The sequence below is a fragment of the Mycobacterium sp. DBP42 genome, from assembly GCF_005924235.1.
GTDB lineage: Bacteria > Actinomycetota > Actinomycetes > Mycobacteriales > Mycobacteriaceae > Mycobacterium > Mycobacterium syngnathidarum.
In genome coordinates this window covers 67838-94709 of sequence record NZ_VCMY01000023.1, presented here as the reverse complement: position 1 = coordinate 94709, position 26872 = coordinate 67838, and the positions used below count along the sequence as shown (strand labels likewise).

Sequence of the window (26872 nt, the reverse complement as noted above, 5' to 3'; positions counted from 1 at the left end):
AACCGGCCGATCGGCACACCGTTGAAAGTGACCTTCGAACCCGGATCCATCGACAGACCAGCCCGCCCGGACAACACCGTCAGCTGCGTCTTGTCCTCGAAGGACCCACGGAACTGCATCCAGGTCAGCCCGACCACCACCGCAGTGACGAGCGCGAGCACCAGTCCGGCCAGCTTGTACGGCGGGATCTTGGGCTTGTTCATGGGAGCATGGGGCGCCGTCATGCCGCTACACCGTGAGGTTGAAGTTGGGGTCGGTGCCGTAGAGCGCCAACGAAGCCAACAGGACCACCAACACGATTGCGATCAACGAGGTTCGCATCGACCTCCCTACTGCCTCACCCACACCGACAGCACCGCCACTGGCGTAATAGCCGAAGTAGCAGTGGTTCAACATGACCACGATCGACATGATGATGACCTCCAGGAAAGACCACATCACGTCGTCGACACGCAGGAACGTATGGAAGTAGTGCTCATACGTACCGACTGACTGCGAGTAAAAGATCGTCGTGACGAACTGCGCAGACAGGAAGGACAGCAGGATCGCCATCGCGTAGAGCGGGATGATGACGATCGACCCGGCGATGATCCGGGTGGACACCAGATACGAAATCGAGCGGATGCCCATGACTTCCAGCGCATCGACCTCTTCGCTGATGCGCATGGCGCCGAGTTCGGCGGTGGCGCCGGCACCGACCGTGGCGGCCAGGGCCTGCCCGGTGACGACCGGGGCAACAACGCGGATGTTTGCCAAGGCGGCGAAGAAGCCGGTGAAGGCCTCGACACCGATATTGCCCAGGGACGCGAAGCCCTGGATGGCGATCAGCGAGCCGGCCGACAGCGTGACGAAACCGATGATCGCCACGGTGCCGCCGATGACGGCCATGGCGCCGGTACCCATCCCGATCTCGGCGACCAGCCGCAGCGCTTCACGGCGGTAATGCCGGAACGCGTGCGGGATCGAGCCGATGGCCTGGACGACGAACCACGCGACGTGGCCCATGCTGTCGAGGAACCGGGCCGGTGTGCCTGCGATGTCCGAGGTGCGCGAGAACGCCCGGGGGAACCGGGACCGAAGAACTGTAGCGGTACTCATGTCAATGCCCTGTTCCGAACCGCACACCGATGGTGGTGAGCACGACGTTGACTGCGAACAATGCCACCACGCACAGCACCAGGGTCTCGTTCACCGCGGTGCCGACGCCCTTGGAGCCACCGGCCACCGTCAGGCCGCGGTAGCAGCCGACGAGTCCGGCGATCAGGCCGAACAGCGTGGCCTTGACGACCGAGATCATCACCTCGGGAAACCCGGTCAGCAGGGTCAGCGTGGATACGTAGGCGCCGGCCGAGACGTTCTGGATGTAGACGCCGAAGAAGAAGCCGCCGACCAGACCGATGGTGATCACCGCGCCGTTGAGCATGAAGGCCACGAACGTGGAGGCGACCACGCGGGGAACGACCAGCCGCTCGATCGGGTCGATGCCCAGCACTTCGAGCGCGTCGATCTCTTCACGCACGGTCCGGGCGCCGAGGTCTGCGCAAATCGCCGTCGACCCGGCGCCGGCCACGACGAGCACCGTGACCAGCGGGCCGAGCTGGGTGACGGCACCAAGTGCGGCACCGGCACCTGAGACGTCAGCCGCGCCGAACTCCGCCAACAGGATGTTGAGCGTGAAGATGATGAGCACGGTCAGCGGGATCGACACCGCGAGCGTGGGCAAGAAAGCCACCCGGATCAGGAACCAGCTCTGCAGCACGAACTCTTTCCACTGGAAAGGCCGTGTGAGAAACGCCTTTCCGGTGAGCACAGTCATCTTGAAGAAGCCACCGACCATAGCCAGCGGCTTCTCCAATTGACCACGTACGTAGCCGACGAGCCCGTCGGCAGGCGCCGTCACCGGTGCGCCCCCTGGACGTGTCGCACGCCCCCTCCTCGTCGCCTGTCAGCTTGTGTGATCCGTCTCTCCCTACTCGTGAGTAGTAATTGAGACCACCGGACTGTACCCGATAGAAACCGGGGTGTGCACCGCATCGGGTGGATTGTGCCATCAACCGTTAACAAGGGCGTGCAAGAACAGCAAACTTAGAAAGTGACCTGCAGAAACCGTTGACTCCGAGTTACTTTCGCAGCCGTCAACCCTACTGGGCGTTGATCGGGGAGCCGAAACGCTCCCTGAGTTCGGTCTTGAGCACCTTGCCCGAGGGGTTGCGGGGCAGGGCATCGACGATTTCGAGCGCCTTCGGATGCTTGTAGCGCGCCAGGCGTTCGGTGAGGAAGCCGTCGAGGTCCCCGAGATTCAAGCCCTCGCCTCTGCTCAGAGCGACCACGGCAACCGGGACTTCGCCCCACTTCTCGTCGTGCCGGCCGATCACGGCGACTTCGGTGATGGAGGGATGCCCGGCGAGGACGTTCTCCACCTCGGCGCAGTAAATGTTCTCGCCGCCGGAGATGATCATGTCCTTCTTGCGGTCGACCACCCAGATGTAGCCCTCCTCGTCCTGGCGCACGAGATCTCCGGAGTGGAACCAGCCGCCGGCGAACGCCTCCGCGGTGGCCTTGGGGTTGTTCCAATAGCCGGCCATCAAAGTTGGGGCGCGGTAGACGATCTCGCCGACGTCGCCGACCGGGACGTCGTTCATGTTCTCGTCCACGATGCGGGCCGAGACGGTCGGGATGACCTGACCGACCGAACCGAGTTTGCGAATTGCGTCGTCCGCCAACAACATGCAGGTGACCGGGGACATCTCGGTCTGGCCGAATGCGGCGGTGATCTGGCTGCCCGGGAAGGTCTCGGCCATGGCCCGGAGCAAGGTGTCCGAGGCCGGAGCGGCGCCCCACGACAGCGCCCGCAGGCAAAGATCGCGCGGATTCGCTTTCTGCTCAGCACAAACCGCCTGCCACTGCGCGGGAACCAGGAAGATCGCGGTGACCTTTTCCTCCGCCAGCACATCGAGCAGGGCGCCCGGGTCGAAGGCACCCAGCGGGTAGATCACCGTGGGCAAACCGAGCGTCAGACCCGTGTTCACGTTTCCGGCGACGCCGGCGATGTGGAACAGGGGGACACCGATGAATCCGACGTCGTTGTTGATGTCGACGCCGGTGGTGAACAGATTCGTCATGCTCTGACCGACGAGGTTGTTGTGGGTCAGCACCGCGCCCTTGGGCCGGCCGGTGGTACCGGAGGTGTACATGATCAGCGCGGGGGCGTCGCCGGGGATGTCTGCCGGTTCGACGGGCGGACCGTCCTCGGCGATCAGGTCCTCGTAACCCAGGACGCCATCTTCGGTCGCCGCCTCGGCCACGATGACCGTCGACAACGTGGCGTCGAGATCGCGCACCGCGGTGGCCACACCGGCCAGCACGGGCTCGGTGACGACGACGCGGGCCTCGCAATCGCTCACCAGGAAGGCGATCTCCGGCGGGGTCATCCGGAAGTTGACCGGCACCGCGATGGCACCGAGCCTGTTGGCCGCGAGCATCGCCTCGATGAACTCCGGCCGGTTGAGCATCAGGATCAGCACGCGATCGCCGGATCCGATGCCGCGCCGGCTGAGCGCGCCGGCCAGTTTGGTCACGCGGTGGTCCAGCTCGCGCCACGTGATTGTGTGTCCCAAGAACCGGAAAGCGGTTTTCTCGGGCTGCATCATGGCGTGCCGCGTCAGCAGGTTGGGCCAGTTCTGACGGCGGGCCAGGTACGGCTGCTCAGTGGGGAACGGCTCGGCAGTCAACGATCTGTACTCCATGGGTATCGGGTTGCACGAATTTTATATTTGGTCAAACATGGGGTTGCCCCGGTCACACTATGGCCTCGGGGCCCCGGCGACAAGCCCACCAGAAAGGCGAACGGATTCGCGTGAATGCACCTGCCAGGACGGCCGTGCAACGTCGTCGCGGCGGACGGCGCGAGCAACTCTCCGACGAGGTTGCCGCCCAGCTGCGGGCCGAGATCATGACCGGGGTGCTGCGGCCGGGGACGTTCATTCGCCTGGACGAGACCGCGGCGGCACTCGGAGTCAGCATCACCCCGGTGCGGGAGGCACTGCGCACGCTGCGGGGCGAAGGCATGGTGCAGTTGGAGCCCAACCGCGGACACGTCGTGGTGCCTCTGACTCGCGCCGACGTCGAGGACATCTTCTGGCTGCAGGCCACCATCGCGCGGAAGCTGGCCGCGACCGCCACCACCCGCATCACCTCGGCTCAAATCGATGAGCTGGAGCAACTCAACGCCGAACTCGCGGTAGCCGTCGAGGGCCACGACCCGGTGGCGATCTCGTCAGCCGAGTTCGCCTTCCACCGGGCGTTCAACCACGCCAGCGGCCGGATCAAGCTGGCCTGGTTCCTGCTGCACGTCGCGCGGTACCTGCCTGCCCTGATCTACTCGACCGATCCGAAGTGGGGCACCGAGGCCGTGGAGAATCACCGGTTGCTGATCGACGCGCTGCGCCGGCGGGACACCGCGGCCGCGGTGGAGCTCAACGCGAATCAGTTCACCGACGCCGCCCAGCGGCTCATCGCCCGCCTGAACGACATCGGGATGTGGGACTGACGCAGTTTGGCCCGGGCTCGGGGCTTCCGCGTGTCGGCACCCCTCTACTGGCGTGTCGCGGCGCGAAATGGATGTCCGACCTGCCCGGCTATCAGCGACAATCCAGCGACTATCGCCTCATGGACATCGCCAGCATCATCTGCCACAGATGCGATCTACACTCCCGCCACTTGGGGCTGATTAGGCCTCATTTGTAACGGATTTCGGGTTGCCCACCTGTCAGCGACAGAGTCGCTGACAGTCGGGCACGAGACGGGTGAGGCTGACGAGTCCATCGGTACTGGACGGGCAAAAGCGTTCAGCGACAATGGGTTAGGCGTGACCCATGGTGCCCCAGTGGCGATTGTCGCTGGATTGTCGCTAGTAGGCGGGCACATCGGATATCCCGACGAATCCTGTGATCAGTGTGCATGTCAGACCCTCTTGGCACCGTGACGCCATGGCGGACAAACTCCTCCTGCGCGGCACCAACCTCCGCTACGTGCTGACCATGCAGCTGCTGCAGAACGGCCCACAATCGGTGGCCGATCTGGTCGACGCGCTCGAAGACCAGGGATTCACGACCCGCGGGCGCCCGTCCAAGGCGATCTCCGACGCCTTGCGGTGGGAGATGAACCACGGCCGGGTCTATCGGGTCAGACATGGCCGATACCGACCGGCCGAGATGCCACGGGCCACCGAGTACCGCATCCGCAATCGCGTACTGGAGCTGCGGGCGGCAGCCGCCGACCGCGCGGCCTAGGCAGACAGCTGCTGCACCCGGTTGACGAGGGCGTTGGCCAGGTGGTCCAGCGTGTCGCCGATGAGCTTCTTGACCATCATGGCCGGGACCGGCAGCTTGACCTCCACCTCGAGATCGACCTGGAGGAGCGTGTTGCCCGGCCCGAGCGGCACGACCGAGAACCTCTGCTCCTGCTTGGTGAAGTGGTCGCCCTGCTGCAACACGGTGAAGATCTGGTTCTCCGCGGGGTAGTAGACCGCGTTGATGAAGGTGCCCGACTGACCCTGGATCTCGACGTCCAGGCGCAACTGGCTGGGCCGGCCGTCGTCGTAGCGGGCCAGAATCCAGCAGCCCTTGATCTCGGGGTTCCACTGCGGGTAGGCCTCGAAATCACCGACGATCGCCATGATCTTCTCGGCAGGGGCATCAACCTCGACGGTCTTGCTCACGAGTGGCATCCGGCGAGCATATCGACTGCAGCAGGGCGCGGATCACGTCGGGAATCGGTACCGGCCGGCGCGTGGTCCGGTCCACGTACACGTGCACCCAATGACCGACCGCCGCCACCGGGCCATCGGGCTCGAACAATCCGAGCCGGTAGGTGACACTGCTGTTGCCCAATCGAGCGACCGACAGGCCGACCAGCAACGGATCGGGGAACTTCAACTCCGCAAAGTATCGGCAGCCGGACTCGGCGACCACACCGAGCCACGGCGCCGTGATCGGATCGACGTCACAGTTGGTGTTGATCCAGGCGTTGATCGCGGTGTCGAACAGCTCGTAGTACACCGCGTTGTTGAGGTGGCCGAACATGTCGTTGTCGGTCCATCGGGTCAGGACCGGCCAGTGCAGCGGAAAGTCTGCGCGGGTCAATTCGGCTCCGTCGGTCATTCCCGAAGTCTGACAGGCTGGTCACCATGAAGATCCGCGGAGCCGTCCTCGAGCACATCGGTCAGTCCCGCCCGTACGCCGCATCGCAACCCATCCGGGTCTGCGACCTCGATCTCGCCGAACCGGGCCCGGGCGAACTGCTGGTGCGCATCGAGGCCGCCGGGTTGTGCCACTCCGATCTGTCGGTGGTCGACGGCAACCGGGTACGCCCCGTGCCGATGCTGCTGGGCCATGAGGCCGCGGGAATCGTCGAGGCCGGGGACAGCGATCTGCCGGCGGGCCAGCGGGTGGTGATGACGTTCCTGCCGCGCTGCGGGCAGTGCCCCGCGTGTGCCACCGACGGCCTGACGCCGTGTGCTCCCGGATCGGCGGCCAACGGTGCCGGCACGTTGATGAACGGCGACATCCGGCTCACCCGCGACGGCCGGCCGGTGTTCCATCACCTCGGAGTGTCCGGTTTCGCCACGCACGCTGTCGTGGACCGCCGCTCGGTGGTGCCGGTGCCCGACGACGTTCCAGCCGTCGTGGCGTCCCTGTTGGGCTGCGCAGTGCTCACCGGCGGCGGTGCCGTGCTCAACGTCGGGACGCCGCGGCCCGGCCAGACGGTCGCCGTCGTCGGTCTCGGCGGCGTCGGGATGGCCGCGGCCCTGACCGCACTGGCCCACGACGACGTGCGCGTCATCGGCGTCGACCAACTCCCCGACAAACTCGCCAAGGCACGCGAGCTCGGTGTGCACGAGACATACACCCCCGAGCAAGCCGATGGCCTCAAGGCCGACGTCGTCATCGAAGCCGCCGGCCACCCCGCCGCACTCGAAACCTCCATCGCGCTCACGGGGCCCGGCGGACGCACGATCACGGTGGGCCTGCCCCGCCCTGATGCCCGAATCTCGGTGTCGCCGTTGGGATTCGTGGCCGAGGGAAGGTCGCTTATCGGCAGCTACCTCGGTTCAGCCGTGCCGGCCCGCGATATCCCGCGGTTCGTCGAGCTCTGGCGGGCCGGCCGGTTACCCGTCGAACAGCTGGTGTCCTCCACCATCGCGCTCGACCAGATCAACACCGGCATGGACGAACTGGCTGACGGGCGAGCCGTGCGCCAGATCATCGAGTTCGACTAGAACCAGCCATCACGCATCTCGAGCGTCGTGCGGTCCAGGCTCTCGAGCAGCTCCAATTGCGGTGCGGTCTTGGGCAGCTCGTAACGGAAGAAGTACCGGGCGGCCTGTCGCTTGCCGTCATAGAAGTCGCCGGTGCGGCCTTCGGCGGCCAGCAACTGCTCCAGCCAGATCCACGCCACCACGATGTGCCCGAATGCCTCGAGGTACACCGCGCTGTTGGCCATCGCGGCCTCGACGTCGCCGGAAGCGAACATCGCACCGGTAACCGCGACCAGCCGCTGCCAGGCGGCATCCAGCTGTGAGGCCAGATCAGGGGCCGTACCCGAAGCCGCGGCTGCGCCTTGATTGCCAGCCGCCGCGACTGTCGCCGAGATCCGCTCCCCCAGAGCCGCCAGGCCGGCTCCACCGTTCTGGGTGACCTTGCGGCCCAACAGGTCCAGGCTCTGGATACCGTGAGTGCCCTCGTGGATCGGGTTGAGCCGGTTGTCGCGGTAGTGCTGCTCGACGTCGTACTCACGGGTGTAGCCGTAGCCGCCGTGCACCTGGATCGCCAGACTGTTGGCCTCAAGGCACCACTGGGACGGCCAGCTCTTGGCGATCGGCGTGAGGATGTCGAGGACCGCGGTGTCCTCGGTGTCGACCAGTTTGGCGCAGTAGAGCGCGAGCGCCAGCCCACCCTCGACATAGGCTTTCTGCGCCAACAGCATTCGCTTGACGTCGGCGTGCTCGATGATCGGCACCTGCGGGGTCGACGGATCCTTGACACCCAGTGGCCGGCCCTGCGGGCGCTCTCGCGCGTATTCCAGCGACTTGAGGTAGCCGGTATAGCCGAGCGCGACGGCACCCATGCCGACCCCCAGGCGCGCCTCGTTCATCATGTGGAACATGTAGACGATCCCGCTGTGTGGCTCTCCGACGAGGTAGCCGACCGCGCCGTCGAAATTCAGCACGGTGTTGGTGATGCCGCGTTGGCCCATCTTGTGATTCAGTCCGGAGATGGCCACGCCGTTGCGGGTTCCGTCGGCGAGGTACTTCGGGACGATGAACAACGAAATGCCCTTGGTGCCGGCCGGCGCTCCGGGAATCTTGGCCAACACGAGGTTGACGATGTTCTCGGTCATCTCGTGCTCGGCGCCCGAAATCCACATCTTCGAACCGAACAACCGATAGCTGCCGTCAGACTGCGGTTCGGCACGCGTGGTGATGTCGGCCAGCGACGATCCGGCCTGGGCCTCCGACAGCGCCATCGTGCCCGAAAACCGGCCCGCGAGCATGGGTTTGACGAACGTCTCGATCTGCTCGGCCGAGCCGAAACGGGCCAGCAGGTTGGCGTTGGCGATGGTCAGCATCAGGTAACCCGACGTCGACACGTTCGCCGCGGAGATCCACGCGAACGCCGCCTGCGCGACGGTGGCAGGCAGTTGCGCGCCGCCGATTTCGGCATCCATTCCCATGGCGATCAGGTCAGCGGCCGCGAACGCGTCCCACGCCTGCTTCACCTCGGGGATCAGCGTGACGGCCTGCCCGTCAAAGGTCGGCTCCTCGGCGTCGCTCAGTTTGTTGTGGGGCGCGAAGTAGCGGGTCGCGAGTTGCTCGCACAGGTCCAGCACGCCGTCGAAGGTCTCGCGGGAGTGCTCGGCGAATCGGTCGAGTGTCGTGAGCTTTTCGACGTCCAGCCACTCGTAGAGCAGAAAATCCAGGTCTCGGCGGGAGAGGATCGTCGACTTCATGCGGCCAGGTTAATCCGCGGCAGGTGGCTCGGGCAGCGACATCCGGGCCAGCCGTCGCGGATCGACGATCGACACGATCCCGACCAGTCGGCCGTCGTCGACGGTGCACGCCATCAGGCCGAGCGGGCGGCCGGTGGGCCCCCACGCCAAGATTCCCGGTTCGCCGTTGACGGACACGCGCCGGGCCACGACGCGGGTTCCGTGGCCGCGCCGGACCGCACTGACGATGCCGTCCGTCCCGGTGCCGACGGTCACACCGGTGGCCGTGTACCGCTGCCAGGTGATGTCGGGATCGAGCACCCGCAGCAGTGCATCGAAGTCGCCGTCGCGGGCAGCGGCCAGGAAGGCGTCGACGACCTCACGTTGCTCCTGCTTGCGGCGCCGGTCCCCGGTGGGCGGCGGCACGTCCTGGACCTTCCGGCGCGCACGGCTGGCCATCATCTTGACGGCGTCGCCCGACCTGTCGAGGATCTGGCCGATCTCGGCGAAAGGCACGGCGAACATGTCGTGCAGGACGAACGCGAGGCGTTCATCAGGGCGCAGCGATCCCAGCACCACGAGCATCGCCAGGCCGACCGAGTCCGCGAGCACCGCCGCGTCCTCCGGGGAGTCGACGTCCTCGGTGACGACGAGTTCGGGAAGGTCGGCGGCGGGAGCCACCTCGGCGCGACTGCTGCGCGCACGGAGCATGTCGATGCAGATGCGTCCCACCACCGTCGTCAGCCAGCCGGCGGCGTTCTCCACCGACTCCGCGTCCTGACGGGACAGCCTTAGCCACGCCTCCTGAACGGCATCCTCGGCATCGGCCCGGGAGCCCAGGACGCGGTGGGCTACCGCGAGCAGCCGCGGGCGTTGTTGCTCGAATGTCGCTGCCAGTGATGCCTCGGGCGTCATCTGTTACCTCTCATCGCGCGGATCCGTCATAGAGGTGACGAGTCGGCACAGACCGACGTAACCACGAACGGAGCGAGGAATGAACACCACCCTCTGGATCATCACGATCGTCGCGGCGGCGGCCTACGCCGCCGGCGGGACCAGCCTGCTGCTGGCGTCGCGGGAGAAGTACCGGTCGATGGGCAAGACCCAGTATTGGGTCGACGACTTCGGCGACGGCCACCTCAAGGCGATCGGGGCCATCAAACTGGTCGGTGCCATCGGTCTGATTCTCCCCGTGGCCTCGGGGATCGCGCCGGTGCTGACCCCGGTGGCCGCGTGCGGCCTGGCACTGTTCATGGCCGGTGCGGCCACGACCAGATTCCGTCGCAGCGAGTGGCTCTACATGGCCGGCGACATCGTCTACCTCGGCGTGTTCGTTTTCCTGGCCTGGGGCTGGTTCACCCTGCCCGTCACCTGATGGTGCTCACACCGCCGTCGACCGGGATGACCGCGCCGGTGATGTAGGCGCTGGCCCGGCTAGCCAGGAACACCGAGATGCCGGCGACGTCGTCGGGCCGGCCGATGCGACCGAGGGGCAGATGGCCACCTACTTCATCCACGCCGGCCCGCAGCAGCTCCTTGGTCATCCGCGATTCGAACAATCCCGGGGCGATGGCATTGACGAGGATCTTCGGGGCGAGCTCGCCGGCAAGGTGTTTGGTCAGCATGTGCACGGCGGCCTTGCTGGCGCTATAGGAGAAGTTGTCGCGGCCCTTCTCGGGCGCGACGATGCCGTCGATGCTGCCGGTGTTGATCACGCGGGCCGGATCATCCTCGGTGGCAGCGGCATTCAGCAACGGGGTGAGCGCGCGGGTCAGCAGGAACACGCCTTTGACGTTGACGTCATAGACCTTGTCGAATCCGGATTCGGGGAAGTCGTCGTACGGCGCACCCCACGCCGCACCCGCGTTGTTGAACAGAGCGTGGATCGCATCCTCACGTCCCGTGACGGCCGCGGTGAGGGCGGCGACACCTTCGGCGGTCCCGAGATCGGCAGGCACCGCCGACACCCGGCCCAATGAGCTCAGCGCTTCCACCGCCGCGTTGAGCTCGGCCTCCTTGCGGCTGGAGAGATACACCGAGGCCCCGGCCTGCAGCAGGCCCCGGGCCATCATCAGGCCGATGCCGCGGCCGCCGCCGGTGACGACGGCGACCTTGCCGTCCAATCGGAACAGATCAGTCATGGTTTAGGCCTTCTGGTCGATCTCGACACCGAGCGGGGATTCGTTGCGGACCACTTCGTCGCGGATCAGGCCGCGCAGCAGCGCGGTGCTGAACTCGACGGCGATCTCCTGGGCGGTCCGCCTGCCGTGCGGTCGCAACCAGCGGTAGGAGCCCAGCGTCATCCCGATGTAGCCGAGGGCCAGGACATGCGAATCGCAGTCGTAGAACTCACCGCTGGCGATGCCTCGGTCGATCACGTCGCGGACGTGCTCGTAGACCTGGGTCTCGGCGTGCCGGATGTAGGCCACCTGCTCTTCGGTGAACCACTCCGCGATGTAGGGGCCTTCCTGGAAGTACACGGCTGCGCGCTCCAGGTCGTTGGCGATGCCGACGAGCAGCCGCCGGGTGAAGTTGTAGATGGTTTCGCGGGCCGAGGCGGTGGGGTCGTCATGCAGGGCCTCGACGGTGAAGTCCGCGGTGCTCTTGTAGATGTCGTAGAGGATCAGCGACTTGCTCGAGTAGTAGTGATAGACGGTGGCCTTGTTGAGCCCGACAGCCTCGGCGACGTCGTCCATGCGGGTGCCGTGATAGCCGCGGGCGGCGAACAGTTTGGCCGCGACAGTCAGCAGCTCATCGCGGCGGGACGTCCCGTTGGCGGCCGCGCCTCCGCGCCCCCGGCCGCCCTCTGCATCGGATGACATAGCACACTCACTATCAGCATCGCCCGGACCTTGCCCAGGAAATCAATCAACTAGATGGTTGAACAGTGTAGGCAATTCCGTTCGCGGCCCTGTTCCGGCCTTGCCTACTGCGTCTAGACTCCGGGCATGGATCCGAATCCTGACTACGACCTCAGCGACGAGAGCGACTTCTTCTTTCCGTGGCTGGCCTGGGGTCTGCGCGGCGTCTACCCGCCGCCCGCTTATCCCCCGGTGTGATCAGGACTGTTCGTCAGTCTTCGCAGTCCTTGCGCGCTGGTGATGCCGGCGCGCCTTCATGCGGTTTCCGCAGGTAGCCATCGAACACCAGCGTGCGGTGTTCGGCTTGCTGCGATCCATCAAGAACAGCCGGCAGTCCGGGTTCGCACACGCGCGTAGTCGCCCAGGGCTTGTGGCCCGCAACGCATCCCACGCCAAGATGGCCCGCAGGGCTCCGCGCCGCGCGCCATCGGCATCGAGTTCCCAGTTCAAACCGTGCTGCGTGGCGTGTGCCCGCAGTACCGCCTCCTCGAGAAACGGCTCGAGCACTGTCGCCGTCTCGGTTCCGCGCACCACGGCCTGAAGCACATTCCGGGCGCCGACCAGTTCGGCCAGTTCGGCTTCGGCCACATCGTGCTTCAACAGCCATGCCCGCGCCTGCAGCGGATCCGCCAGCACGTCGCGCTGTCTTCCGTCGACCACAGGCGTGGTGTTGAGCAGATCGACCAGCAAGACCTCGTCGTGCCGGCCCACCTCCATCAGCGCCATATCTAACCTCCAAATACCTATTGACAGGTTATGCGCCCGGGCGTTAGATGTCACTAACCGCTTAAATCAGTTTAAGGAGTTAGCCATGATCGTTCACCACCGCTACGCCACCGTCGAAGGGCAGCGACTGTTCTACCGCGAGGCCGGCGCACCTGACGCACCGGCGATCGTGCTGCTACACGGGTTTCCGACGAGCTCATTCATGTTCCGCGACCTCATCCCCCGACTGGCCGAGCACTACCACGTCATCGCGCCCGACCACCTGGGGTACGGCCACTCCGACGCGCCGGCCGCCCACGAATTCGACTACACCTTCGACGCCGTGGCCGACCTCACCGACGGCCTGCTGAACCACCTCGCGGTGTCGCGCTACGCGATCTACGTTCAGGACTACGGCGCCCCGATCGGCTGGCGGCTGGCCCTGCGGCATCCCGAGGCCATCACCGCGATCGTCACGCAGAACGGCAACGGCTATGACGAAGGTTTCGTCGAGAGCTTCTGGAACGGAGTGTGGGCCTACCAGCGCGAGCAGACCCCCGAGACCGAGGCGGGCGTGCGGACCGCGTTGAGCATCGACGGCATCAAGTGGCAGTACCTGACCGGAGTTTCCGACGAGAGCCTGGTCAACCCCGACACCTGGGTGCACGACGCGGCGATGCTCGCCCGGCCGGGCAATGATCTGGTGCAGCTCAAGCTGTTCCGCGACTACGCCACCAACGCCCCGCTGTATCCCACGCTGCACGAATACCTGCGCACCAGTGGGGTCCCTGTGCTGGCCGTGTGGGGTGCCGGAGATCCGATCTTCGGGCCCGACGGGGCACGGGCCTTTGGCAAGGACGCCGTCGACGCCGAGATCCACCTGCTCGACGGCGGACACTTCCTGTTGGAGACTCACGGCGACGAGGTCGCGAACCTGATCGACAGCTTCCTCCAGCGACGGGTCAGCTGATGAGACCCGGCGTGCTGGTGTTCGACGTCAACGAGACCCTCATCGACATCGAGTCCCTGCAACCACATTTCGAGCGGATGTTCAGCGACTCGCAGGTCCTGCGCGAATGGTTCAACCAACTCGTGATGTACTCCATGGCCATCACGGTATCGGGGCGGTACACCGATTTCTTCACACTCGGCCAGGCTGTGCTGCGGATGACGGCCGATACCGATGCCGCCGACGGACTGCAGCGTCTCCGTGACAACGGCTATCGCCTTGTCACCCTGACAAATTCACCACACAGCGACAACCCCACGCCCTTGGATCACGCGGGGCTGGCGGGCTATTTCGAGCATCAGTTCACAGTCGGCACCCAGCGCGCCTTCAAGCCGGCTCCGTCGCTGTACACCGGCGTGGCCGACCAGCTGGGTGTGGCGCCGTCCGACTGCATGATGGTGGCCGCCCACATGTGGGACACGCTGGGCGCCCAGGCCGCCGGATTCAGCGGAGCACTCATCACCCGCCCCTGCAACGCTGTGTTGCGAGCACCCGACGTGCCCGAACCCACTGTCGTCGCATCAGATCTGTTACAGCTCAACGACATACTGGAGAAACTCTCATGACCACACAGATGCGCGCGATCGTTCTTGACGGGTTCGGTGGGCTGAACCACCTCGTCTACACCGACATCCCCAAGCCCGAACCCAGCGCCGGAGAGGTCGTCATCCAGATCAAGGCCTTCGGTATCAATCACGCCGAGATGCACATGCGGCGCGGGGAATGGGCCGAGGCGGCCGAGGTCAGCGGTATCGAGTGCGTCGGCATCGTCGACTCGTGCCCGGGCGGCGAGTTCCAGGTCGGCGCCAAGGTCGCCGCGCTCATGGGTGGGTTGGGCAGGACCATCAACGGCAGCTACGCCGAGTACACCCGGGTACGTGCCGCGAACGTCGCGCTCATCGACGCCGACTTGCCGTGGGACCAGCTGGCCGCCCTACCCGAAACCTATGCGACGGCGTGGACCTGCCTGTTCCGCAACCTCGACCTGCAACCTGGCCAGACCCTGGTGATCCGCGGCGCCACATCGTCGTTCGGCCAGGCGGCTGTCAAGCTCGCCGTCAATGCGGGCGCACACGTCATCGCCACCACGCGCAGTCGCGAGCGTTTCGCGCTACTCGAAGGACTCGGCGTCGCCCGCGCCGAGCAAGAAGTGCCCGATCTCAGCGCACACCTCGCCGAGTCCGGAAACATCGACGCCGTGCTCGACCTCGTCGGCAACAGCACGATCCTCGACTCGCTCGACATACTGCGGCGCGGCGGAACCGCCTGCCTGGCAGGCTGGTTGGGCGGCCTCGACCCGATCCCCGACTTCAACCCGCTGCTGCAGATGGCCAGCGGTGTCAATCTGACGTTCTTCGGCAGCTTCGTGTTCGGCTCACCCGGGTTCCCGCTGTCAGATGTGCCGTTGGGCGACATCGCCCGCCACGTCGCCGACGGCACGTTGGAGGCCGCGCCGTCGCGGGTGTTCACCTTCGATCAGATCCGCGAAGCGCATGAGGTCATGGAGTCGGGCACGGCGGGTGGAAAGATGGTGGTGGTCGTCTGAACACTCAGCTCCGCCGAAAGTGACGCCATGGTGGTTGCCCGTGCCGGTTTACGACCACGGCGTCACTTTCGTTGCATGGCCGGGGTTCAGGCCGCCGAGCTTGGCAGCGCCCGGATCGCGTAGCGGGCACTGAGCAGGACCAGCGTGGTGGTGACGACGAACAATGGCCAGCCCATCGCCAGCCGCGCCACCGCGAGCAGTCCGTCCTGACCCGTGTCGTAGAGATAGTTCTGCACCAGGAACCGCGACCAGGACACGGTCGCCAAGACCGCGGTGACGGCGTTGAAGACCAGCCGCACCCCGGGAACCTGACGCCAGGTGCCGTCACGGCCGGTGGCCCAAGCCCAGATGACGCCGACAAGAGGACGTCTGACGAGGATCGAGACGGTCATCGCGACGGCCGAGGCCAGGGATATCCAGATACCCGGGAGAAAGAAGTCTTTGGCTTGACCGGTTGCGAGGGCCAGCAGCGCACAGGCCGCCACCCCGACGAACCCCCACAGCGCGGGCCGGACCGATTCGCGGCGCAGTAGCTGCCAGGCGAGCACGGCCGCGGCGGTCACCAACGCGGCGATGATTGCGGGCACCCGCCCCGACAGGGCCGAGACGGTCGCGTACACGGTCACCGGCAAAGCCGAATAGACCATCCCGCTCACACCGCCGACGCGCGCCATCAATCCATCGAGTGGGGAATCCTTCATGGGATGTGGGCCTCGCGTTCAAGATCCGGCAGGACCCTACCGAGAGTACCCAGCTCAGCAGACCAGCCCCGCCGGAGGGAATGACCACCACAACGATCCCGCGGTGCTTGGATGGATCTTCGTGAGGCAAGTGCAGGGACGGGTGTGGCGCTCCGGCAAGCCGGTTGACGGCTTCACGTTCGCGAGCATCTCGGACTGTCTGACCGACGAGAACACCTTGGTGTGGGCCGACATCTACGATCCCGACCACGAGGCGCTTCGCGAGTTGGCCGGAGAACTCGGGCTCAACATGTGGGCCGTCGAAGATGCCGTCGCCCCCAAGGAACGCACCAAAACCTCTGTGTACCAAACACATACGTTCTTCACCGTGTACGCGGTCGACACCTGTGTGCCCGGCGAGGACGCACCACCCGACACCTCGCTGCTGGTGAAACACCGCATCTCGGCCTTCGTCCTGCCGCGGGGCCTGATCACCGTGCGGTTGCCCAGCGTCAACGGTGCGGCCACCGAATTCGACATCGACGAGGTATCCCGACGCTTCGATGACCTGGGTGGCCAGCGGTACGGCGTCGGCGCGCTGGTGCACGGTCTGCTCGACGTCGTGGTGGACGGGCACTTCGAGGCCGTCGAGGCACTCGACGACGCCATCGAATCCCTCGAGGACGAGTTGTTCGCCGACAGCGCCCCGCGGCGCGGGCTGCAACGGCGCACCTTTCAGCTGCGCAAGGACCTGGTCGAGCTGCGCCGGGTGGTACTGCCGATGCGTGAGGTCGTCAGCACCATCCAGCACCGCAGGCTCGACTCGTCAACGGAACCCGCGCTCGATCCACTTTATGCCGACCTGTACGACCATGTGCTGCGTGCCTCGGAGTGGACCGAATCCCTGCGCGACATGATCACCACGGTGTTCGAGACCAACCTGTCCCTGCAGGACGCGCGGCTCAACACGGTGATGAAGAAACTCAGCGGCTGGGCCGCGATCATCGCGGTGCCGACCGCGATCACGGGCTTCTACGGCCAGAACGTCATGTACCCCGGGATCAACACTGTCGTGGGCTTCATCGCCAGCAGCATTTTGATTGTTGTGCTCGTGATCCTGTTGTATGTGATGTTCAAACGCCGGGACTGGCTGTAACCCGAGCTGGGCCGTTGATCACATCCCCCAAAAGGGGCATGGGCGTTATGTGAACACAAATGCGACACTCTTCCAGGCTGAACTAAGAGGCCTACCAGAAAGAAACGGAGCGGAGTCGATGCTCATCGGGATCCCGCGTGAGTCCCTACCTGGGGAAACACGCGTCGCCGCCACACCGCAAACAGTCGGGCAGATCATCAAGCTCGGGTACGCGGTAGTCGTAGAAAGCGGCGCCGGTGCTGCCTCGAGCTTCTCCGACTCCGCCTACGTAGAGGCCGGTGCCGAGATCGGCACTCCGTGGGACGCCGACGTCGTACTCAAGGTCAACGCGCCCGATGATTCCGAGATCGGCAAGCTGCGCGACGGAGCGACGCTAGTGAGCTTGATCTCACCCGCACTCAAGCCCGAACTCGTCGAGAAGCTGTCCACCCGGCCCATCACGGTGCTCGCGATGGACGCGGTGCCGCGCATCTCACGCGCCCAGTCCCTCGACGTGCTGTCCTCGATGGCCAACATCGCCGGCTACCGCGCCGTGGTCGAGGCCGCCCACAGCTTCGGCCGGTTCTTCACCGGTCAGGTCACCGCAGCGGGCAAGGTGCCCCCGGCCAAGGTGCTGGTGGTCGGTGCCGGTGTGGCCGGCCTGGCCGCCATCGGCGCTGCCGGCAGCCTGGGTGCGATCGTGCGGGCCACCGACCCGCGCCCCGAGGTGGCCGATCAGGTCGCCTCGCTGGGCGGCGAGTACCTGTCCGTCGCCAACGAGGCCGCCGAAGTCTCGGCCACCGGCTATGCCAAAGAGATGGACGACGACTACAAGGCCCGCGAGGCGCAGCTGTACGCCGAGCAGTGCAAGGACGTCGACATCATCATCACGACCGCGCTGATCCCGGGTAGGCCCGCACCGCGCATCATCACCGCCGAGATGGTCGCCTCCATGAAGTCCGGCAGCGTCATCGTCGACATGGCCGCGGCCAACGGCGGCAACGTCGAGGGCACCGTCAAGGACCAGGCGATCGTCACCGACAACGGCGTCACGATCATCGGCTACACCGACCTGGCCGGCCGCCTGCCCGCGCAGGCCTCCCAGCTGTACGGCACCAACCTGGTGAACCTGCTCAAGCTGCTCACCCCGGAGAAGGACGGCAAGGTCGTCCTCGATTGGGACGACGTCGTGCAGCGCTCGATGACCGTGGTGCGCGACGGCGAGACCACCTGGCCCCCGCCGCCGGTTCAGGTGTCGGCCGCCCCGGCTGCCCAGCCCGCTGCGGCGGCCGCGCCGGCAGCCAAGGAAGAGAAACAGCCGATGTCGACCGGACGCCGGCTGGGCATCACGTTCGCCGCGGCGGCCGCGATCTTCGCCCTGATCGCGATCTCGCCGGCAGCGCTACAGGTCCACCTGACGGTGTTCGCGCTGGCGATCGTGATCGGCTACTACGTGATCGGCAATGTGCACCATGCGCTGCACACCCCGCTGATGTCGGTGACCAATGCGATCTCCGGAATCATCGTGGTGGGCGCCCTGCTGCAGATCGGCCACGGCAACGCGCTGGTGACCGCGATCGCTACCTGCGCCATCCTGCTGGCCAGCATCAACGTGTTCGGCGGCTTCGCGGTGACGCGTCGCATGCTCGCGATGTTCTCCCGCAGCTAGAACCTGCGTGCCCACAAAGACTTTGGAATGGATTCCATGTTCACCCTAGAAAACGTTGCCACGGCCACCTACGTTGTCGCGGCCCTGCTGTTCATCCTGGCTCTGGCCGGACTGTCCAAACACGAAACCTCGCGAGCCGGAAATACTTTCGGCATCACCGGCATGGCGGTCGCCCTCATCGCCACCATCGCCCTGGCCGTCGAGCGAAAGATCGAGCCGATGGGCCTGGCCCTGCTGATCGGTGCGATGATCGTCGGCGCCGCGATCGGCCTGTGGCGCGCCAAGGTCGTCGAGATGACCGGCATGCCCGAGCTGATCGCACTGCTGCACTCCTTCGTGGGTCTGGCGGCCGTGCTGGTCGGCTGGAACGGTTACCTGCACGTCGAGAACAACCTCGGCGGCGAGGAAGCCGTCAAGCTCGTCGGCGAGAAGATGCTCGGCATCCACTCGGCCGAGGTGTTCATCGGTGTGTTCATCGGTGCCGTCACCTTCACCGGCTCGGTCGTGGCCAACCTCAAGCTGTCGGCCCGCATGAAGTCCGCGCCGCTCATGCTGCCCGGCAAGAACTTCCTCAACGTCGGCGCGCTGGTCGTCTTCGCCGCACTGACCGTGTGGTTCGTCATCGAGCCGCACCTGTGGCTGCTCATCGTCGTCACCGTGCTCGCGCTGCTGCTCGGCTGGCACCTGGTGGCCTCGATCGGCGGCGGCGACATGCCCGTCGTGGTGTCGATGCTCAACAGCTACTCGGGTTGGGCCGCGGCCGCATCCGGCTTCCTGCTCGGCAACGACCTGCTGATCATCACCGGCGCCCTCGTCGGCTCCTCCGGTGCCTACCTGTCCTACATCATGTGCAAGGCCATGAACCGGTCGTTCATCTCCGTGATCGCCGGTGGCTTCGGCATCGAGGCCGGACCGGCCGAAGACAAGGACTACGGCGAGCACCGCGAGATCAACGCCGAAGGTGTGGCCGAGATGCTCGCCTACGCCGACTCGGTGATCATCACGCCGGGCTACGGCATGGCCGTGGCCCAGGCCCAGTACGGTGTCGCCGACCTGACCCGCAAGCTGCGTGAGCGCGGCGTCAACGTCCGCTTCGGCATCCACCCGGTCGCCGGCCGCCTTCCTGGCCACATGAACGTGCTGCTGGCCGAGGCCAAGGTGCCCTACGACATCGTGCTCGAGATGGACGAGATCAACGACGACTTCGACGGCACCTCCGTCGTGCTCGTGATCGGCGCCAACGACACCGTCAACCCGGCCGCCGCCGAGGATCCGGGCAGCCCGATCGCCGGCATGCCGGTGCTCACGGTGTGGAACGCCGACCACGTCATCGTGTTCAAGCGCTCCATGGCCTCGGGTTACGCCGGTGTGCAGAACCCGCTGTTCTTCCGCGAGAACACCCAGATGCTGTTCGGCGACGCCCGTGACCGCGTCAACGACATCCTCGCGGCCCTGCCCGTGGCGGAGCACGTGTAACCCGCTCTGCCACGCAGACGTGAAGCCCCCTTTTCTTCGGAAATAGGGGGCTTTCGCGTCTGATCACAAGGAGGTTCTCATGAAAATAGTTGTCCCACAGTGGATGCAGCCGCTGTACGACGCTCATCACTTCGCACCCGCGGTAATCGACGGCGATCACTTGCGCTGTTCGGGGATGATCGGGATGCGTCCCGACCTGAGCGTGGCCGAAGAGCCACGGGAACAGTTCACGCAGGCCTTCGAGAACCTGCGCGGGTTGCTTTCCGAGACCGGACTGACCTTCGCCGATGTCGTCGACATCACCAGCTATCACGTTGGCCTGCAGCAGCATGTGCAGACTTTCAGTGACGTCAAGGACGAGTTCGTGGCCGCGCCCTATCCGGCCTGGACCGCCGTCGGGGTCACCGAGCTGGCCATGCCGGGCGCGCTGGTGGAGATCCAGATCATCGCCCGGATGCGTTGAACGCCAACCGCTCCGACGCACTCACCCTCAGGTGAGCGGGTCGGAGCGGTCGGCTTACCGAGCTGTTCACGGATTACATGTTGGCCCGGTCCTCGTCGATCCGGTCCTGATCGTTGACACTCAGCACGTCGCCGTCGACGTCCGACGTGATGTACCCGGTCATCGTCCGCTGCAGCTTGTTGATGGTGGCGTCAGCCTGGAGATAGCCGGTGTGCTCACCCGTCACCGCAATGTCGGCCACGTAGCGAATGTTCGACTGGCTGGCAGTCGTATCTGTTGATTCCGTGCCGTTGAGGATCATCCCCTGCTCGTTGACATAGTCGGTGTAGGTGACGGTGCGGACGATGTGACCGGTCGTCGGATCGGTTGTCTCACTGACCACTGCGGTGCCGCCGCCGGCGCCGGCATAGGTACCGGTGGGAGGCAGCGGGGCCGCGCTCGGGACGTAGGTCTTGAGTTCGGGTGCCCACGTCGGATCGGGGGTGGTTCGATCCTCGTCCGCCAGGCCGACACTGGTGGTGTAGTTCAGTTTGGCGATCACCAGTCGGGTGTCTGTTTCATCGTTCTCGCTGGCTTCCCAGAATGCCACCGCATCGCCGGTGTCATTCCAGCTCGCCATGCTTCGGGCGGTGTATCCGTCGCCGTCGACGAACACCGGAATCCCGTACTCGCCCTTGAGGTCGTCCTCGATGGCGATGACCCATTCCTGGTTCGTGATATTTGTCGAGTCCCCGGTGCCTCGGTACGCCTCGTACACCGCGCCTTGGATGTCCGCCGGCAGGAACGCCGGCCGCACGATCCGAGACATCGGCGTCAACGCGTCATACCCACGAGTGCTGCCGACCGCGATCCACTGCTCGTTGGGCGACATGTCGATGTCCTCGTCGTAGTCGAGGTTGCCGGTCAGGCGGGTCACCTCGCCCGTCTCGAGGTCCACCACGATGTCGTCGACATTGCCGGCCTCGTATCGTCCACCGAGAATGATCACACCTTTGCCGTCAGGGGTCCATTGCTTGCCCTCACCGACCGGATAAACCACACGGGCATCGGCGATTTCATAGCCGGCCTCCGTGCGCTCCAGTTTTCCGACGATGGGCACGGCTGTGATGAGCCCTTGCGGGGTCATCTGGATCTGACTGAACAGCACATGCGTCCCGTCGGGCGAGATTCGCATCTCGCGCTGCGGATCGAGTACCCGCGCCCCGGCCGGCGGTGTGATGACCGGAACGAGCTCTTTGCCGTCAGCGGTTTCTTCGTAGACGACGTAGGAGTTCGGGCTGGTCCTGACTTGGATCATCAGCCGTCCCGAACCGTCTTGAAACGGAACGACTCTCCCCAGCCCCCCGGTAATTTCCGTGGACACGCCGCAAGTGATGCACTGTACGTCCGTGCCGTCGACACCGACCTGGTAGATCTCCTCGCGACCACCCTCGGCCGGGGTGGCCGCGAAGTAGAGGGACTGTCCATCTTCGGCGAAGCGCGGAGTGTTCGGGTTGGTGATGCCGTCCGGCAGGTCCAGGATCACCCGCTCGACGGCGGGGTTGAGCACCGTCACATCGACGTCCTTCTGGGCCGTACGCGGCTTGAACAGCGCCAGAAGGTTGATCTTGTCGCCGTCGGTAACCGACACGGTGAACGTATCAGTCTGTGCCGCTTCGTAATTGATGTCGTCGGGCGTGTAGGTGAATTGACCCGTCTCTTGGTCGATGCTGACCGTCCCGTACTTCGGCTGCTCGGTGATGGTGTAGGTCAACTCATCACCCTCGGCATCGGTCACACCGATGTTGCCGGTCACGGTCTGACCGGTCTGCACGGTCGTGGTGGGGCTGCTGACCACCGGCGCCTGGTTGAAGGCGTTCCGACGCACCCAGGCCAATGCGGCCCACATGAACGGCGTGAACGGCTCCGGTGAATCCGGCGGCGGCGCCAGGAACGGGTTGAGCACCTTGGTGACGATCCCGTTCAACACCCCGAGGACACCCTCAGCAGGATTCTGCGCCTGCACCACGGGGGTGGCCACAGCACTGGCCGTCGTGCGCACATCGCTGGTAGCAGAAGTGACGAACGCCTTGGCCTGGCCGGCGGTGGACACCACATCCAATTCGGCGATCTTCTCGGAGAGCTGCTCGGTCACCTTGTCGGCGATCTTCCCGGTGACCTGCTCCACCCGGTCGCTAACCTCCTCGGCTTTCGCCAACGACCGCTTGAGGGTGTCACCGAGCTTGACCGGCCCGGCCGGGGCCTCGGTTTTCGCTTCCGAATCCGCCACAACCTGCGATGCGCGGGGCGACGCAGCGTCGGGCAGCGAGATCTCCGGAAGTGAGAGTGTCGGCAGTGACAGCTGAGGCCTCGCCCGACCGTCATCGCGCGTGAGCACGGTCTCGCGCACCTTGTCCGGAATCGACGACAACGCATCCAGGTGCGCATCGATCGCCCCGGTCAGCCCCTCCGGCTTACCCGGCTCCTGCTGCGCCCCACCACTACTGCTGATCGTCACACCCGGCGCCAACTCCCGGGTAGACGACGTCCTACCCGACCGCTTCGCCCGAACCGGCTTCTTTCCCGGCTTCTTGACCGCATCCCTTCCGGCGCCACCCACCGACGATCCCCCCGTGTTCGACGCCCTGGTAGCCGTGGACCCGGTGGAGACCTCACCGGACGACGCACCAGCCGAACTCGACGTCGACGAGCTCGACGTCGACGACTCCGACGAGGACGAGCCGGTGGTATCCGCCGCGGCCACCCCGTAGCCCGACGCCAACGCGGCCACCAGCCACCCGGTCACCACGATGCCGCTGTAGGCACCGACCCGGCCGGTAGCGTGAAGGGCGCGTCGAGAGCCGGTCGGGATCACCGGTGCGACCCGCGGCGGGGAGGAAGAGAACTGCGGATTGATGAGCGGATTGACAACAGTCATGGCGCGGCTCCGATGCCCTAGGCCTATTTAATTTCTGTGACGAACTTAATAGCAGCATATCGTTGAGACCGTCAAGGAGGTTCTGCTGAAACGGTCAGAATCGGCGCGGCAGGAAAAGCAGGTGTTGCACCTGCTGCATCGCCAGCGCGTCGTGCACCTGCTTCGGACCGAGGGGCCACTGGCCCGGGCGGACTTGGCCGACCGGCTCGGGCTGAGCCGGCCTTCGATCACCGCCATAGTCGGCGAGTTGATCCAAGACGGAACCCTGATCGAACTCGATGCCCGCGTCGAAGGTCCGGGTTACCGCGGTCGCCCGCGCAAACTACTGGGCTGCAACCCGCAGGCACGACGGGTACTCGGGATCTGGATCGACGAACGTCGCGCACGCATCGCACTGGCCGACGCCACCGGCAACATCTCACGAGAAGACGAGACCCCTACGGCCGGTCGCACCCCGGCTTCGGTGATCCGCTCGATCACCCGGATCGGCAAGCAGATGATCGAAGGCGCCGAGGACGGTTCGGTAGCCGCTGTCGGCATCTGTATCCCTGGATTTGTGGACAGCACAAGGGGTTTCGTCGTCGAATCAAAGGCGCTCAACTGGTCCGAGGTGGAACTCGGCAAGCCAGTCTCCGAAGCGCTGGGGATCCCGACCGCCGTCCAGGACACCACCCAAGCCATGACTCTTGCCGAGACGATCGCCGGCAAGGCCAGGGAGGTGCGTTCGGCAGTGGTGCTCAACTGCGGTGGGCACGTCAACGTCGGCCTGATCATCGGCGGACGTCCGTACTCAGGGGCGACGGGCGTTGCCGGCGCGATCGGGCACATGCCGGTGCCCGGCAGCCACGCGAAATGCGCGTGCGGACGCATCGGCTGCGTCAACGCCGGCATGTCACTGCACGCCATGCAATCGGCCGCGCCACAGACCGAGGGATTGGCACTCAAGGAGATCGACCTCGACGCAGTAGCGCAAGAAACGGCCCGCAACCCACACTCCCAGAAGATCATCAGCGAAGTCATCGACCAGATGGCCCGCACGGCAATCCTCATCGAAGCGGTGCTCGATCCGGAGATCCTCATCCTGTCCGGGCTCATCACCGAGTTCGAACAACTCATCGCCGCCCTGGAAGCGCGCATCGAAGAGATCCGCCCACCAGAGCGACGCGGACGCACGACCACCGTGCGCTCACAGATCGGTCGTGACTACCGGGTTGCGGTCATCGTCGCCCTGCAGCAACTCGACCCCGACATCGCCGGGCTGCTGCACACCCCCAGCCCATGACACTCCCCGTCCGGGAAAACTAGGATGTGCAAGTATGCCTGTGGATCGCCTGCTCCCCTCCGATGAGGCGCGCGAGCTCATTGAGCTCACCCGTGACATCGCCGACAAGGTGCTCGACCCCATCGTCGATGAACACGAGAAGGCCGAGACCTACCCTGACGGCGTCTTCGCCCAGCTCGGCGCGGCCGGGCTGCTGAGCCTGCCCCAGCCCGAAGAGTGGGGTGGCGGCGGCCAGCCGTATGAGGTCTACCTGCAGGTCCTGGAGGAGATCGCGGCACGGTGGGCCGCGGTCGGGGTCGCAGTCAGCGTGCACAGTCTCTCGTCGCACCCGCTGCTGGCCTACGGCACCGAGGAGCAGAAACAACGCTGGCTACCCGCCATGCTCTCCGGTGAGCAGATCGGCGCCTACAGCCTGTCCGAACCTCAGGCCGGCTCCGACGCCGCGGCACTGAACTGCAAGGCGACCCGCGACGGCGACGACTACGTCCTCAACGGTTCCAAAGCCTGGATCACCCATGGCGGGAAGGCCGACTTCTACACCCTGTTCGCCCGCACCGGAGAAGGTTCCAAGGGCATCTCCTGCTTTCTGGTCCCCGCCGGTCTCGACGGGCTGAGCTTCGGCAAGCCCGAGGAGAAGATGGGACTGCACGCGGTGCCCACCACCTCGGCGTTCTATGACAATGCGCGCCTGGGCGCCGACCGGCTGATCGGGCAAGAGGGGCAAGGCCTGTCGATCGCGTTCTCCGCGTTGGACTCCGGCCGCCTCGGTATCGCCGCCGTCGCCGTCGGCATCGCCCAAGCCGCCCTGGACGAGGCTGTCCGCTACGCCAACGAGCGAACCACGTTCGGCCGCAAGATCGTCGACCATCAGGGGCTTGGCTTCCTGCTGGCCGACATGGCCGCCGCCGTGGTCAGCGCGCGCGCCACCTATCTGGACGCCGCCCGCCGTCGCGACCTCGGACTGCCCTACTCCACCCAGGCCAGCGTCGCCAAGCTGATCGCCACCGACGCTGCCATGAAGGTCACCACCGATGCGGTACAGGTGTTCGGCGGTGTCGGTTACACCCGCGACTTCCGGGTGGAGCGTTTCATGCGCGAAGCCAAGATCACCCAGATCTTCGAGGGCACCAATCAGATTCAGCGCCTGGTCATCTCACGGGGGCTGGGGTCTTGATGAAGTCGGTCACCGCGGCCAGGAACTGATCGGGCTGCTCGACCATCGGGGTGTGCCCCGAGCCTTTGATCACCACGGGCGGTAACCCGGCCGCGGTGTAGCGCTCGACATTCGGCGCCGTCGGGGTCAGCACGTCCTCGTCCCCCCAGACCACCAACACCGGCTTGTGCAGTGCGGCAAGCGTTTCCACGGTCGGATGCGGCCCTTCGGTCGAGTCGCACAGGCCGGTGTAGGTGAGCCGCTCCAACGAGCGGTGCGCGTAGTCGGGGACCGGGTAGTCCGCGGCGAACCCGGTCTGCAGCGACCCCTCGCTGATCGCGTCGATGCCGCGGAAGAGATCCAACGCCGGCCCGATCACCGGCCAGCACACCATCTGCCCGAGCAGCGGCATGGCGACCAGATCGTCGGCCCCCGGAGTGTCGGACACCACCACGCGCTCCACCAGGTCCGGGTACTGCCGGGCCAGCTCGGCCGAGACCGCGCCGCCCATCGAATGCCCGATCAGGACCGCGTGACGCACACCGAGTGCCACGAGCGCGTTGCGCACGGCCGCGGCCTGCGCGTCCGAGCGATAGGGGGCGCCGTCAGCCGGGGCCTCTGAGCCACCGTGGCCGACCAGATCGATTGCGATGACGCGGTGATCGCGGGCCAGCTGTCCGGCCACCCGATCCCACCATTCGACCGAGGCCGAGTACCCGTGCAGCAACACCACGGCGCGGTCGGCCGGTGGCCCGTATTCACGCACGTTCAGGTCCGGGCCGTCCAGTTCCAGCACGTGCCCACCCGCGAACGGCTCGGCCTGGCGGTGGTCCTTGTTGGCCGCCAGTTCGTTCACCAGCAACGCCACCACGGCCACCACCAGCACGCCAACGGCGATGCGCAATTTCATCCTGCGCACGCTAGTGCCGAGACGCCGCTGTTGACCAGCCGTTTTCCCCGGTGGGCGGAGTCTCAGCTAACAGCCCCA

General features: G+C 65.7%; 28 protein-coding genes and 1 pseudogene. 15 read left to right on the top strand and 14 right to left on the bottom strand.

Annotated elements, in window-relative coordinates; genetic code table 11:
• From E0T84_RS20075 to fadD5, 4 genes and pseudogenes are all read right to left on the bottom strand, one after another.
• A pseudogene (locus E0T84_RS20075) lies at positions 1-224 on the bottom strand (MCE-family protein MCE1A); the annotation flags it as partial.
• 4 nt (positions 225-228) lie between these two features.
• Positions 229-1098 carry an ABC transporter permease gene (locus tag E0T84_RS20070; protein ID WP_070946473.1) on the bottom strand — a complete coding sequence of 290 codons (870 nt, stop codon included), beginning with the start codon at positions 1096-1098 and terminating at the stop codon, positions 229-231.
• Between the two features lies 1 nt (position 1099).
• Positions 1100-1837 (bottom strand): ABC transporter permease, encoded by a 738-nt coding sequence (locus tag E0T84_RS20065; protein WP_165617836.1) that lies wholly within the window; start codon positions 1835-1837, stop codon positions 1100-1102.
• 304 nt (positions 1838-2141) lie between these two features.
• On the bottom strand, positions 2142-3746 hold the full coding sequence (fadD5, locus tag E0T84_RS20060; protein ID WP_070946471.1) for a fatty-acid--CoA ligase FadD5: 1605 nt from the start codon (positions 3744-3746) through the stop codon (positions 2142-2144).
• Positions 3747-3856: 110 nt separating this feature from the next.
• On the opposite strand from fadD5, the gene E0T84_RS20055 reads away from it, so the two are divergent.
• Together E0T84_RS20055 and E0T84_RS20050 are read left to right on the top strand one after the other, a co-directional pair.
• Positions 3857-4549 carry a GntR family transcriptional regulator gene (locus E0T84_RS20055; protein ID WP_070946510.1) on the top strand — a complete coding sequence of 231 codons (693 nt, stop codon included), beginning with the start codon at positions 3857-3859 and terminating at the stop codon, positions 4547-4549.
• 439 nt (positions 4550-4988) lie between these two features.
• Positions 4989-5291, top strand: a complete 303-nt coding sequence (locus E0T84_RS20050) for a hypothetical protein (RefSeq protein WP_075909088.1) — start codon at positions 4989-4991, stop codon at positions 5289-5291.
• On the opposite strand, the gene E0T84_RS20045 is transcribed toward E0T84_RS20050, so the two are convergent.
• Positions 5288-5728, bottom strand: a complete 441-nt coding sequence (locus E0T84_RS20045) for an SRPBCC family protein (RefSeq protein WP_171055099.1) — start codon at positions 5726-5728, stop codon at positions 5288-5290. The genes E0T84_RS20050 and E0T84_RS20045 overlap by 4 nt on opposite strands.
• A complete protein-coding gene (locus tag E0T84_RS20040) occupies positions 5697-6161 on the bottom strand; it encodes a thioesterase family protein (RefSeq protein WP_138745308.1) in 465 nt (154 codons plus the stop codon). The genes E0T84_RS20045 and E0T84_RS20040 overlap by 32 nt, the downstream gene beginning before the upstream one ends.
• Before the next feature lie 26 nt (positions 6162-6187).
• Here E0T84_RS20040 and E0T84_RS20035 point away from each other — a divergent pair, with 26 nt between their 5' ends.
• Positions 6188-7279 (top strand): alcohol dehydrogenase catalytic domain-containing protein, encoded by a 1092-nt coding sequence (locus E0T84_RS20035; RefSeq protein ID WP_138745307.1) that lies wholly within the window; start codon positions 6188-6190, stop codon positions 7277-7279.
• Here E0T84_RS20035 and E0T84_RS20030 read toward each other — a convergent pair.
• Together E0T84_RS20030 and E0T84_RS20025 are read right to left on the bottom strand one after the other, a co-directional pair.
• Positions 7276-9009: an acyl-CoA dehydrogenase gene (locus tag E0T84_RS20030; RefSeq protein ID WP_138745306.1), complete on the bottom strand. Its 1734-nt coding sequence runs from the start codon at positions 9007-9009 to the stop codon at positions 7276-7278. The genes E0T84_RS20035 and E0T84_RS20030 overlap by 4 nt on opposite strands.
• A gap of 9 nt (positions 9010-9018) precedes the next feature.
• On the bottom strand, positions 9019-9903 hold the full coding sequence (locus E0T84_RS20025; RefSeq protein ID WP_070946466.1) for a sigma-70 family RNA polymerase sigma factor: 885 nt from the start codon (positions 9901-9903) through the stop codon (positions 9019-9021).
• A 79-nt stretch (positions 9904-9982) separates the two neighbouring features.
• Here E0T84_RS20025 and E0T84_RS20020 point away from each other — a divergent pair, with 79 nt between their 5' ends.
• Positions 9983-10363, top strand: a complete 381-nt coding sequence (locus E0T84_RS20020) for a DoxX family protein (RefSeq protein WP_070946465.1) — start codon at positions 9983-9985, stop codon at positions 10361-10363.
• Here E0T84_RS20020 and E0T84_RS20015 read toward each other — a convergent pair.
• Positions 10356-11129: an SDR family oxidoreductase gene (locus E0T84_RS20015; protein WP_075909094.1), complete on the bottom strand. Its 774-nt coding sequence runs from the start codon at positions 11127-11129 to the stop codon at positions 10356-10358. The two genes, E0T84_RS20020 and E0T84_RS20015, sit on opposite strands and share 8 nt — an antisense overlap.
• 3 nt (positions 11130-11132) lie before the next feature.
• On the bottom strand, positions 11133-11810 hold the full coding sequence (locus E0T84_RS20010; RefSeq protein ID WP_070946463.1) for a TetR/AcrR family transcriptional regulator: 678 nt from the start codon (positions 11808-11810) through the stop codon (positions 11133-11135).
• A gap of 126 nt (positions 11811-11936) precedes the next feature.
• On the opposite strand from E0T84_RS20010, the gene E0T84_RS20005 reads away from it, so the two are divergent.
• The gene (locus E0T84_RS20005) at positions 11937-12047 is read left to right on the top strand and encodes a hypothetical protein (protein WP_003883225.1); all 111 of its coding nucleotides are present in this window, start codon (positions 11937-11939) and stop codon (positions 12045-12047) included.
• Here the strand turns inward: E0T84_RS20005 and E0T84_RS20000 are convergent, their stop codons facing one another.
• Positions 12048-12575, bottom strand: a complete 528-nt coding sequence (locus tag E0T84_RS20000) for a CGNR zinc finger domain-containing protein (protein ID WP_249383690.1) — start codon at positions 12573-12575, stop codon at positions 12048-12050. It lies immediately after the preceding gene.
• Positions 12576-12660: 85 nt separating this feature from the next.
• On the opposite strand from E0T84_RS20000, the gene E0T84_RS19995 reads away from it, so the two are divergent.
• Genes E0T84_RS19995 through E0T84_RS19985 form a run of 3 tightly spaced genes read left to right on the top strand, consistent with a single transcriptional unit; the run spans position 12661 to position 15109 of the window.
• A complete protein-coding gene (locus E0T84_RS19995; RefSeq protein WP_138745305.1) occupies positions 12661-13524 on the top strand; it encodes an alpha/beta fold hydrolase in 864 nt (287 codons plus the stop codon).
• Positions 13524-14129 (top strand): HAD family hydrolase, encoded by a 606-nt coding sequence (locus tag E0T84_RS19990; RefSeq protein WP_138745304.1) that lies wholly within the window; start codon positions 13524-13526, stop codon positions 14127-14129. The genes E0T84_RS19995 and E0T84_RS19990 overlap by 1 nt, the downstream gene beginning before the upstream one ends.
• Positions 14126-15109, top strand: coding sequence for a zinc-binding alcohol dehydrogenase family protein (locus E0T84_RS19985; protein WP_138745303.1), 984 nt, complete (start codon positions 14126-14128; stop codon positions 15107-15109). Before E0T84_RS19990 ends, E0T84_RS19985 begins: the two co-directional genes overlap by 4 nt.
• Positions 15110-15195: 86 nt before the next feature.
• Here E0T84_RS19985 and E0T84_RS19980 read toward each other — a convergent pair whose 3' ends face one another.
• Positions 15196-15810 carry a DUF3159 domain-containing protein gene (locus tag E0T84_RS19980; protein WP_070946460.1) on the bottom strand — a complete coding sequence of 205 codons (615 nt, stop codon included), beginning with the start codon at positions 15808-15810 and terminating at the stop codon, positions 15196-15198.
• Positions 15811-15931: 121 nt separating this feature from the next.
• On the opposite strand from E0T84_RS19980, the gene E0T84_RS19975 reads away from it, so the two are divergent.
• From E0T84_RS19975 to E0T84_RS19960, 4 genes are all read left to right on the top strand, one after another.
• Entirely contained in the window at positions 15932-16945 is a 1014-nt protein-coding gene (locus tag E0T84_RS19975) for a magnesium transporter CorA family protein (RefSeq protein ID WP_138745302.1), read from the top strand.
• A 118-nt stretch (positions 16946-17063) separates the two neighbouring features.
• Positions 17064-18593: a Re/Si-specific NAD(P)(+) transhydrogenase subunit alpha gene (locus E0T84_RS19970; protein ID WP_138745301.1), complete on the top strand. Its 1530-nt coding sequence runs from the start codon at positions 17064-17066 to the stop codon at positions 18591-18593.
• A gap of 36 nt (positions 18594-18629) precedes the next feature.
• Entirely contained in the window at positions 18630-20069 is a 1440-nt protein-coding gene (pntB, locus tag E0T84_RS19965; RefSeq protein WP_138745300.1) for a Re/Si-specific NAD(P)(+) transhydrogenase subunit beta, read from the top strand.
• A gap of 79 nt (positions 20070-20148) precedes the next feature.
• A complete protein-coding gene (locus E0T84_RS19960) occupies positions 20149-20532 on the top strand; it encodes a RidA family protein (protein ID WP_070946458.1) in 384 nt (127 codons plus the stop codon).
• Between the two features lie 73 nt (positions 20533-20605).
• Here E0T84_RS19960 and E0T84_RS19955 read toward each other — a convergent pair whose 3' ends face one another.
• The gene (locus E0T84_RS19955) at positions 20606-23029 is read right to left on the bottom strand and encodes an Ig-like domain-containing protein (RefSeq protein ID WP_249383689.1); all 2424 of its coding nucleotides are present in this window, start codon (positions 23027-23029) and stop codon (positions 20606-20608) included.
• Between the two features lie 115 nt (positions 23030-23144).
• On the opposite strand from E0T84_RS19955, the gene E0T84_RS32370 reads away from it, so the two are divergent.
• From E0T84_RS32370 to E0T84_RS19945, 3 genes are all read left to right on the top strand, one after another.
• Positions 23145-23282 carry a hypothetical protein gene (locus E0T84_RS32370; protein ID WP_249383688.1) on the top strand — a complete coding sequence of 46 codons (138 nt, stop codon included), beginning with the start codon at positions 23145-23147 and terminating at the stop codon, positions 23280-23282.
• 288 nt (positions 23283-23570) lie between these two features.
• Entirely contained in the window at positions 23571-24731 is a 1161-nt protein-coding gene (locus E0T84_RS19950; protein ID WP_138745298.1) for an ROK family transcriptional regulator, read from the top strand.
• Between the two features lie 34 nt (positions 24732-24765).
• Complete coding sequence (locus tag E0T84_RS19945) at positions 24766-25905, top strand: acyl-CoA dehydrogenase family protein (protein ID WP_070946454.1); 1140 nt, start codon at positions 24766-24768, stop codon at positions 25903-25905.
• Here the strand turns inward: E0T84_RS19945 and E0T84_RS19940 are convergent.
• A complete protein-coding gene (locus tag E0T84_RS19940) occupies positions 25880-26794 on the bottom strand; it encodes an alpha/beta fold hydrolase (RefSeq protein ID WP_070946453.1) in 915 nt (304 codons plus the stop codon). The two genes, E0T84_RS19945 and E0T84_RS19940, sit on opposite strands and share 26 nt — an antisense overlap.
• Positions 26795-26872: the final 78 nt, after the last annotated feature.